General features: G+C 39.3%; 8 protein-coding genes. All 8 read right to left on the bottom strand.

Annotated elements, in window-relative coordinates:
• Positions 1 to 72: 72 nt before the first annotated feature.
• The 8 genes from AB1397_00175 to rny all read right to left on the bottom strand — a co-directional run bounded on the left by AB1397_00175 (position 73) and on the right by rny (position 9,113).
• Positions 73 to 390, bottom strand: coding sequence for a hypothetical protein (locus AB1397_00175; protein MEW6481421.1), 318 nt, complete (start codon positions 388 to 390; stop codon positions 73 to 75).
• A gap of 66 nt (positions 391 to 456) precedes the next feature.
• Positions 457 to 1,371, bottom strand: a complete 915-nt coding sequence (locus tag AB1397_00170) for a DNA adenine methylase (protein MEW6481420.1) — start codon at positions 1,369 to 1,371, stop codon at positions 457 to 459.
• A 126-nt stretch (positions 1,372 to 1,497) separates the two neighbouring features.
• Positions 1,498 to 2,829, bottom strand: coding sequence for a DNA recombination protein RmuC (locus AB1397_00165; protein ID MEW6481419.1), 1,332 nt, complete (start codon positions 2,827 to 2,829; stop codon positions 1,498 to 1,500).
• Between the two features lie 30 nt (positions 2,830 to 2,859).
• Entirely contained in the window at positions 2,860 to 4,959 is a 2,100-nt protein-coding gene (locus AB1397_00160; GenBank protein MEW6481418.1) for a ribonucleoside triphosphate reductase, read from the bottom strand.
• A 63-nt stretch (positions 4,960 to 5,022) separates the two neighbouring features.
• The gene (locus AB1397_00155; protein ID MEW6481417.1) at positions 5,023 to 5,715 is read right to left on the bottom strand and encodes an MTAP family purine nucleoside phosphorylase; all 693 of its coding nucleotides are present in this window, start codon (positions 5,713 to 5,715) and stop codon (positions 5,023 to 5,025) included.
• The gene (locus AB1397_00150; protein ID MEW6481416.1) at positions 5,712 to 7,058 is read right to left on the bottom strand and encodes a T9SS type A sorting domain-containing protein; all 1,347 of its coding nucleotides are present in this window, start codon (positions 7,056 to 7,058) and stop codon (positions 5,712 to 5,714) included. Before AB1397_00150 ends, AB1397_00155 begins: the two co-directional genes overlap by 4 nt.
• Positions 7,055 to 7,552 (bottom strand): SMC-Scp complex subunit ScpB, encoded by a 498-nt coding sequence (gene scpB, locus AB1397_00145; GenBank protein ID MEW6481415.1) that lies wholly within the window; start codon positions 7,550 to 7,552, stop codon positions 7,055 to 7,057. The genes AB1397_00150 and scpB overlap by 4 nt, the downstream gene beginning before the upstream one ends.
• 13 nt (positions 7,553 to 7,565) lie before the next feature.
• Complete coding sequence (rny, locus tag AB1397_00140; protein MEW6481414.1) at positions 7,566 to 9,113, bottom strand: ribonuclease Y; 1,548 nt, start codon at positions 9,111 to 9,113, stop codon at positions 7,566 to 7,568.
• Positions 9,114 to 9,485 lie beyond the last annotated feature (372 nt).

Here is a 9,485-nt window from a genome sequence, read left to right as displayed (position 1 = left end):
TATAAAACTTAACCTTTTTCAATTCAAAATTCAAAATTTAGAATTCAAAATTTCTTAAATACTATTTTTGCACTAAGTAATGGAAGATACTATAAGTATCTCAACCACATCCCTTGACCAAAACACATGAAATTTTCCCTCGTGTTTTATTGCCAGATAATTCACTTCGCCGCTGTTAAACATTGCTTTATCAATAAAAGCAGAAAGTATATTTTGATTCTTTAGCCTCTTGCACAATTCTATCATTGGAAATTGAAGCCTTTCCTTGTATAATTTTTTGTTCTTTTGATATTCTGTAAATGTTTCTGGAAAACACTCTATGCACGCAAGAAACAATTTCCCCAACCCATTCATTGCCTGGAAAGAATAATCTTCCTCAAATCGTGTCATTCTTTTGCATCACGATGGCCTTGTCTTTTAACAAAACTTGCCTTTTCTGATGTCATTGCTTTCTTCCTATGCATATTTCACCACCAAAATTTCATTAGATTTTTTAACATGATTTCTGTTTTCTCTTTTTCTGTTTAAACCAATTCTTGTCTCACCCTGTCCCATCGTGTATTGCCACGAAACCTCTATAATCTGACATTCTGAATACCATTTTCTTATGGTAAGGCTATCGTTATAAGAAAGAATAAACCCTCCTCTGTGATGATTTAACAGCAAATCACGCAATTTTTCATGGTCAAAATTATTATGATGAATTGGGAAGTTTCGCTGAGGATATATTCCACGAAATAGGGTGCTATCCTTTCCAAGATAATAAGGTGGGTCACAATATAAAAAATCGTTTCTAAATTTTGGAAGAACATTCTCAAAAGACTTACATTCAACCCAAACATTTTTTAGATTAAAATCACGAACCTTCTCAATCATCAAACTATACCTTTCAGAATTTTCATAGATTTTTGACATCCAGCCGAGAAATCCTGGCCCATAAGAGAGATTATGGTTAAAATAGTAATAAGCGGCGAGTTCAAGGGAAGGCAATGTTATCTCTTTTTTCCAGTGTGCCTTTAATTTAGCTTTTACCTTCGCATATTCCTCTTTTGTCGGCTTTAACTCTGCTAGTTTTTGGTAAAGCTCATCAGGCTTACTAATTTGAATCTGCCAGTAATTTACAAGAATGTCAAAAATCTCAAAACCAAGAACAGGAATACCTAATTTCTTAGCAATTGCAATCTCAACCGACCCACCGCCAAAAAAGGGCGAAATCACCCTTTTTACATTATCGGGCAAATATTCAATTACATAACCCACGGCTAAACTTTTTCCACCCGCATAACGGATTGGGGAACCCAAATAACGCTTATATCCCTTTCTCAAACCATTCCTGGATAAGCGAGCAAGGATTTGTCTCTTTTTATCCACAGAAGAATAATAAAATGGCAAGAGCATTTGCATTTTTTTTCTTTTTATTATGTTTATTATATCACTTTTTTGAGAGGTATACATTTTATTAAAACTAAAAACTACAAATTCTTAATTCCTAAATCTTCATTCTGGGCCAGAAATTAGCCTCCTTGGCAGATGGTCTATTTCTTCAAAAGGGGGTATTTCACCTGCAACCTTAACCCCCAATTCTCTAAATTTTCTTACTGAAGGTAACACCTTTGCTTCCATTGAACCGATTACCTTGTTATAAGCATCCATTGCCCTTTTAATTGCACTACCCATATCGTCAAAATGCTTTGCCAGTGTGCTAATCCTTTCGTATAGCTCCTTACCTAGCATACTTATTCGCTCAGCATTTTTTGCCATCTCCTTCTCCTGCCAACCACAAGCAATCGCCTTAAGGAGGGCAATAGAGGTGGTTGGCGTAGCCAGGATTACCTTTTTAATGCTACTTTCTTCAATAAGCTTATGGTCATACTCCACGGCTGCACTAAAGAATGATTCTCCCGGTAAATACATCACCACCATTTCGGGAGAGTTTGGAAATTGCTCCCAATAAGATTTGGAACTAAGGTTATTTATATGCATCCTTACCTGATTAACATACTGGGCTATACCCTTCTTTCTCTCTTCCTCTTGTGATGCGGATATTGCATTTAGATAGACATCAACCGGTGCCTTTGCATCTACCACAATCTCCCTGCCATTGGGAAGCTTAACCACCATATCAGGTCTTAGATGACCCCTTTCAGTGGATACTAAAACCTGCTCATAAAAATCGCAGTAGGCAGTCATCCCGGCAAGCTCAGCTGTCCTCCTTAATGAAAGCTGACCCCATGAACCACTAACCTGTGGTTTCCGTAAGGCAGTGACAAGATTGCTTGTCTCTTTCTGTAGTTGCTGATGGGTTAAGCCAAGTAGTTTAATCTGCTCTTGTAAACCCCCATAATCCTGCCTCCTCTTTGCCTCAATATTATTTATCTGTTCCTCGGATCTTTTCAAAGCATCCTGAAGGGGCTTGATTAGCCCATCAATTGCTGCTTGATGCTCTCCCAGCCTTCCCTTTGTATCGGCAATAATCTTTTCCAGATGCAAAGAGGCAAGCTTAAGAAAGTCCTCGCTACTACTCTTCAAGGCGGCAGATGAAAGGGCATTAAATGTATCGGCCATCTCCTTTTTCATTGCCTCAATAAGGTCCTTTTCTTCCTCAAATCTCTTCTGAGATTCCTCAAGTCTTGTAATTGCCTCAACCCTAGCTTGTCTTTCCGCAACGAGTTCCTCATTAAGCTTGTCTCTTTCAGAATCTCTGTGTTGAATCTGCTGCCTTAGCTCATTGTTCAATACCTCTCTAGTTTTAGCCTTCAAAGAGGCAATAAGCCATCCCATAATTCCGCCCATGATTAAACCTAAGCTAAAACCTATAATGGTTACCATAACATTCGGTAGATCTTCCTAAAGAATATATTATATTTTATACTCCCTTCTCTCCCTAAATTCCTCCTGCTTTCCATCGTTCCATTGCTGAATGGGTCTGTAATATCCGACCACCCTTGAATAAACCTCGCATTTTGTATGGCAAAGCCCATTGCCTGAGGATTTTGGGCAGGTAGGATGTTCACCCTTGATATAACCATGGATTGGGCAGATGCTAAAGGTTGGGGTGATTGTGTAATAGGGAAGGGAGAATCTTTCGGCAATTTTCTTTACTAGCAATTTACACATCTTAGGGTTGTCAATCTTTTCTCCAATAAACCCATGAAATACCGTTCCTCCTGTGTATAATGCCTGAAGCTCATCCTGATGGGATAAGGCAGAGAATAGGTCATCGCTATAGCCTACGGGAAGGTGGGTTGAATTTGTATAATATGGTTTGTTTGTCCCGCTTGTAATAATCTCGGGGTATTGCTCTTTGTCAAGCATAGCAAGCCTATAGGTTGTTCCTTCTGCCGGGGTTGCCTCAATGTTATAAAGACTCTCGGTCTCTTCCTGAAATTTTAAGATTTTCTCCCTCATAAAACTTAATGTTTTTATGGCAAGATTTTTTCCTTCAGGACTTGCAATATCAGAGTCAATAAGATTAAGACAAGCCTCATTCATCCCGATAAGCCCAATGGTTGAGAAATGGTTTTTCCAATAGCCACCAAATCCCTCTTTAATAGATGAAAGGTAGTGCCTGGCATAGGGATATAGCTCCTCATCGGTTAGTCTTTCAATTACTTTTCTTTTTATCTCTAGGCTTTCCTTGGCAATCTCCATAAGGCTTGCTAGCCTTTCAAAAAATTTCTCTTCATTGTGGTTTGAAAGATAGGCTGCCCTGGCTAGGTTTATGGTAACCACACCAATTGAGCCGGTTAAGGGATTAGAGCCGAATAGCCCGCCTCCTCTTTTTCTGAGCTCGCGGTTGTCCAATCTAAGTCTGCAACACATACTCCTTGCATCCTCAGGAGACATATCAGAGTTTATGAAATTAGAAAAATAGGGGATGCCATATTTTGAGGTTATCTCCCAAAGGGCTTCTAAATTTTCATCCTCCCATTTAAAATCCCTTGTAATATTATAGGTGGGAATGGGAAAGGTAAATACCCTTCCCTTTGCATCGCCCTCTGCCATTACCTCGCAGAATGCCTTGTTGATCATTAACATTTCTTTTTCAAACTCAGCGTAGGTTGTATCCTGTGGTTTTCCTCCAATAATTACATATTCTTTGGCAAGGTTTCTCGGTGGTGTAACATCCATTGTGATATTACTAAAAGGGGTTTGAAAGCCTACCCGAGTGGGAATGTTCATATTAAAGACAAATTCCTGAAGGCATTGCCTAACATCCTTATAGGACAAGCCGTCATAACGGATAAACGGTGAAAGGAGTGTGTCGAAGTTTGAAAACGCCTGGGCCCCTGCTGCCTCTCCCTGTAGGGTATAGAAGAAATTGACAATTTGGCCCAAAGCAGACCTAAAGTGCTTGGGAGGTGAGGATTCAACCTTCCCCAAGGCACCACCAAAACCTCTAGTAAGCAAGTCTTTCAGGTCCCATCCACAGCAATAAACCGATAAGACACCAATGTCGTGGATATGAATATCCCCAGAAATATGGGCATCCCTTACATCTTGGGGATATAGCTTGGAAAGCCAGTAATTGGAGGTTATAAGGGAAAATATGTGGTTGTTTAGCCCCTGTAAGGAATAGCTCATATTTGAATTTTCCCGAACCCTCCAATCTTTCCCCCCCAAATAGCTATCCACCATAGAGACCGCATCAGAAAGAAGTGCCTTTGTCTCCCGAAGCTTTGCATGCTGTTCCCTATAGAGGATATAAGCCTTGGCTACTTCAGCGTAGCCATCCTCAATGAGCATCTTTTCCACTAAGTCCTGGACATTCTCTACGGTAGGAACCCTCTCATCCTTATAGATAACCGAAATAGCCGCAACCACTTGCCTGGTAATCTTTTCTGCCTTTTTTCTGTCTGGCTCACCTACTGCCTTGGTTGCCTTAAAGACCGCCTCGGTTATCTTCTCCTGAGTAAATGGAACAAGCCTTCCATCACGCTTTCTAATGTGTTTAATCATCATATTTCCCCCTCCTTGTCGCTTCGCTTAATTTTAAATTTTAAATTGTAAATTTTAAATTTTTTATCGGCCTTCAATTTGCAATTGTTTAACGAAGTTAAACAGATACCCCATCTTTTTTCTTTGTGCTTCCTTTATCAGAGAAAAAGAGAGGGGCTCTTCCTTTATTCCATTGCAATAATTATCCACCATACACAATGAGGCATAAGGAATATCAAGCTCTTTGGCAATGGTTGCCTCAGAAGCCATTGTCATTCCAACCACATCCCCTAATGTCTTTAAAAACCTTATCTCTGCCTTTGTCTCAAGCCGAGGTCCTCGGGTTTGGACATATACACCGCCATCAATCGGCTTTATTCCACAAGAGCTAGCAATCTCCATAATCAAGAGCCTTGTATTTTCATCTAACCCTGGGGTAATATGGACGATTTTATCATCATAAAATGTCTTTGTGTCCCATAAACCTATGTAATCATCAGGCACAAGAAAGTCATCGGGTGTAATCTCCTCCTTTAAAGAGCCAACCGAGTTTATTGAGATAATTTGAGATACGCCAAGGCTTTTTAGGGAAAGCATATTTGCTTGATGATTGATAATATGGGGTGGAATTGTTTTATCCTTTCCATGCCTGGGAAGAAAAACAATGCCTTCTTTTATAAAAAGCTGAGCCTTTCCTCTCTCTGTTTCTATTTCCTTTTCAGAAAAGCCATCAAATCCAAGCTCAAAGGGAGAAAATCCTGCAATGATTGCCTTCATTTTATAATCCCAATCTTTCCAAAAGAGCGATTTCTGTCTTTGTCAGTTACCATAAAAATATAGACACCAGAGGCTATATTTTCTATATCCCAATATATCCTTCCCGTATTCTGAAAGTCTCTTAAATATTTTATATTCTCTCCCTTGATGTTGTAAATAAAAACTGAGCTTTCTCTTTCTACTTCAAAGAAAACCCTCTTTGTTTCATTTAGGTTTATTGGATTTGGAAAGACCTTTGCCTTTGGAATATGGGGGATTAAAACCTCTATCCTAAACCCAGATGGATTTCCATTAAAGTATCTTAAAGATGGGTTGGTATAATCATCTAAAAGGAAATTCCTTGTAGAGCCAGGAAATGGGTCGCCCGAATCACCTAAATTTCCTCCATCTGCTTGAAGGAGGGAAAGCCTATCTAAATCGCCCGATTGATGCCAAACAAGATGCCAAACAAGGAACCCCTTGCCCGGAAGCCCAGGCTCATCCCTTTTTTCAACCAGGAAGCATTCTTGTCCAAATATCCCAAGCTGATAGACAGGGTAATCTAATCTTGGATCAATAGCTATTGTGGTTGCTGTTTGGGGAACTATCCAATTAAGCCTAATCCTTGAATATGCATCAAGCCCTGCCGGGTATTCGCCATTCCCATTGTAGCACCCTGTATCCATTAAAGACCAGACTCCAGCTCCCGGAAGGTCGGGTAAGGTAGTAGGAACTCCAAGCTGATGGCCAAATTCATGACACCATACACCAAAGGGAGAAATGCCAAAATTTTCCATCTCCGGGATTGTGCTATATGTTCCATCAATATAGGAGGATCTAATCCATTCAGGATGAAGACCATTGTCTGTTTCCTCGCCACATCCTGCATGGAGGAGCATTATAGAATCATAATTTGAAAGGTTAATCCCCTCTGCTGTGGCGGTTGCTATTGCATCATTTTTTAGCTCCTCTGGCTTTTCAGGATTTCCGTAATAAGCCATTGTTTTTGTTAAAGCAAAGACCTGAGTAATTGTGGATACCAAATTAAGCTTTCCCGAGGATACATTTTTATAATAATCGCCCATCTTATTCATATATTCTGTAAAATCCTGATGGTTAGAGCTAACATCAGAAAACTCAACCCTTAAAAATAATACTGAAATTGTTCCGGTGGGAGAAAGCCCCTTTGTTTCTATCATTTTTTCTTCAGATGGTGACTTATTGTAAAGGGATGGGGCAGAAAACAAAAGGGATGGAAAAAGGAGAAAAATCAATAAGCCAAGAGCCAAGAGCTTTGAGTCTTGAGTCTTGAACCGATACCACCTTGACCCCCGACCCCCGACTCCTGATTCCTGACTTATCATTGTATTTTTGGAAGGGCTGATATATCAGGAAGGCCTGTGCTTAAAAGGAATTTCTTGGTTGTCCTGTAAAGAAATGGATTTCCTGGAGACTTTTTTACTCCCGCTATCTCAACAAATTCGCAATCAAGTAGGCTATTTATTGCACCATGTGAATCCACACCCCTTATCCTCTCTATCCCCTGCCTGGTTATGGGCTGATTATAGGCAATAATGGCTAATGTAACAAGGGTCTGCTTTGACAATTTTATTTTTTTAGAAGGAGAAAGCTTTTCTATCCAGGGAAAAAATTCCTTCTTTGTCTGAAATTTCCATCCACCGGCAATATTGGTAAGCTCAATAGCCCTATCTTTAAAATCCTCTTTTAATTCACAAATTGCAGATTTTATAACATCCTCTTTCTTTTCAAGGATTTTTGCAAGCATCTTTTCTGATAGGGGGTTTTCTTGTGAAAATATCAATGCTTCAATTATGGACTTTGTCTTAATGTTTTCCATACACTATACACTTTTATTTCGCATATTCCACAGCCCTAATCTCACGGATTACATTTACCTTTACTAATCCAGGATACTCAAGCTCTTCCTCTATCTTCTTTGCTATATCCTTTGCCAGGCTAAAGGTCTTTACATCGTCTATCTCCTCTGATTTAACAATAACCCTCATCTCTCTTCCTGCCTGAATAGCATAAGCCTTTTCTACGCCAGGAAAGCTATTTGCTATCCCTTCTAGCTTTTCAAGCCTCTTTACATATGCCTCAATGGTATCCCTTCGGGCTCCTGGACGAGAAGCAGAAACAGCATCAGCTGCCTGAACAAGAACAGCCTCAATGCTTTTAAAAGGAAATTGTCCGTGATGGGCAATGACAGCATTGATAAGAAGCTCATCCTCTCCTGCCTGTCTTAAAACCTCTTCTCCTATTTCAATATGTGAGCCCTCTTCTTTTGAAGGAATGGCCTTCCCAATGTCATGGAGAAGGGCGGCTCTTTTTACAAGCCTCAAATCCTTTATTCCAAGCTCAGAAGCCATTATAGAGGCTATATGAACAACCTCAATGCTATGTTGTAAGACATTTTGTCCATAGCTTGTTCTATACTTAAGCCTTCCCAGCAATTCTATCTCCCTGGGTGTAAGATTATGAATCCCAAGGCTTAAGGCAACAGATTTAGCCTCTTCCTTCATCTTCCCTTCTATTTCCTCCTTTGTCCTAGCCACAACTTCCTCTATTCTTCCTGGGTGGATTCTTCCATCAGCTATTAGCCTTTCCAAAGAAACCCTTGCTATCTCCCTCCTTACAGGATCAAAGGATGAAATGGTAACCGCATCAGGCGTATCATCAATAATTAGCTCTGTCCCTGTGGTTAATTCAAATGTTCTAATATTTCTTCCCTCCCTTCCAATAACCCTTCCCTTCATCTCCTCTGATGAGAGAGAAACCGTAGAGACGGTATTCTCTGCAACATAGGAAGAGGCTAATCTACCAATTGATTCTGCTAATATTTCGCGAGCCTTCCTTTCTGCCTCTTCTTTTGCCTCTTCTTCAACTTTTTTTATTATCTTTGCTGATTCATACCTTGCCTCCTGCTCCACCTCAGCAATAAGCATCTTTTTCACCTCATCAATGTTCATATTAGAAATTTCTTCAAGCTTTTTAAGCTCTTGTTTTTTTATCTCTTGAATCTCTGCCTCCCTTTTCTTTAGATTTTCCTCTTCCCTTTTTAGCCTTTCCTCCTGCCTTCTTATTCCATCCTGTCTTCTGTCAATATCCTGCTCTCTCCTTTTTATCCTTTCTTCTTGCCTTGTAAGATTTGCCTTTTCCCTCTTGTTTTCCCTTTCAAGCTCAATCCTTTCTTTGTGGAGTGTTTCTTTTGCCTCCAATTGCAGCTTTTCCTTTAGAGAAGTAGCCTCTTTTTTTGCATCCTCTATTATTCTTTCTGCCTCTTTCTGTGCCTCTCTTTTTGTCAGTTTCTCGTAAGCCTTTCTTATAATGTATCCAATTAGAATTCCTAATAAAGAGGCAGATATAACAATAATTATGTAGATGTAAATGTTGTTCATTTATTTAACCCCCTTTAAAAAATTTAGGGTTTAAAGGCAGGAAATTTTATTGAAATATATATAAATTTTTTATCTTTCATTGCCTTCAAAACCTATTTTTAGTATAATTTATTCTTATCTTTAAGTCAAATTTTTTTTATATGTCATATCCTTATAATTTTATAACAAAAAAACTAGACTTTAAGCTCTTTTAAATTTATACTTTTTTTGTGCAAGCAATAATTGAGCTGATAAGGGGGCTGTGGATTACATTTTTCCATTTATTTAAAAGGCATGTAACCATTCAATACCCAAGGGAAAGAAAGCCTGTGGCGGAAAGGTTTAGAGGACCTACCAGGCTCCTTCTCTCTTCGTATGACATTGAAAAATGTG

The organism is bacterium, from assembly GCA_040756715.1.
In the GTDB taxonomy this organism is placed as follows: Bacteria; UBA9089; UBA9088; order UBA9088; family UBA9088; genus JBFLYE01.
This window is presented reverse-complemented; position numbering and strand designations above follow the sequence as displayed.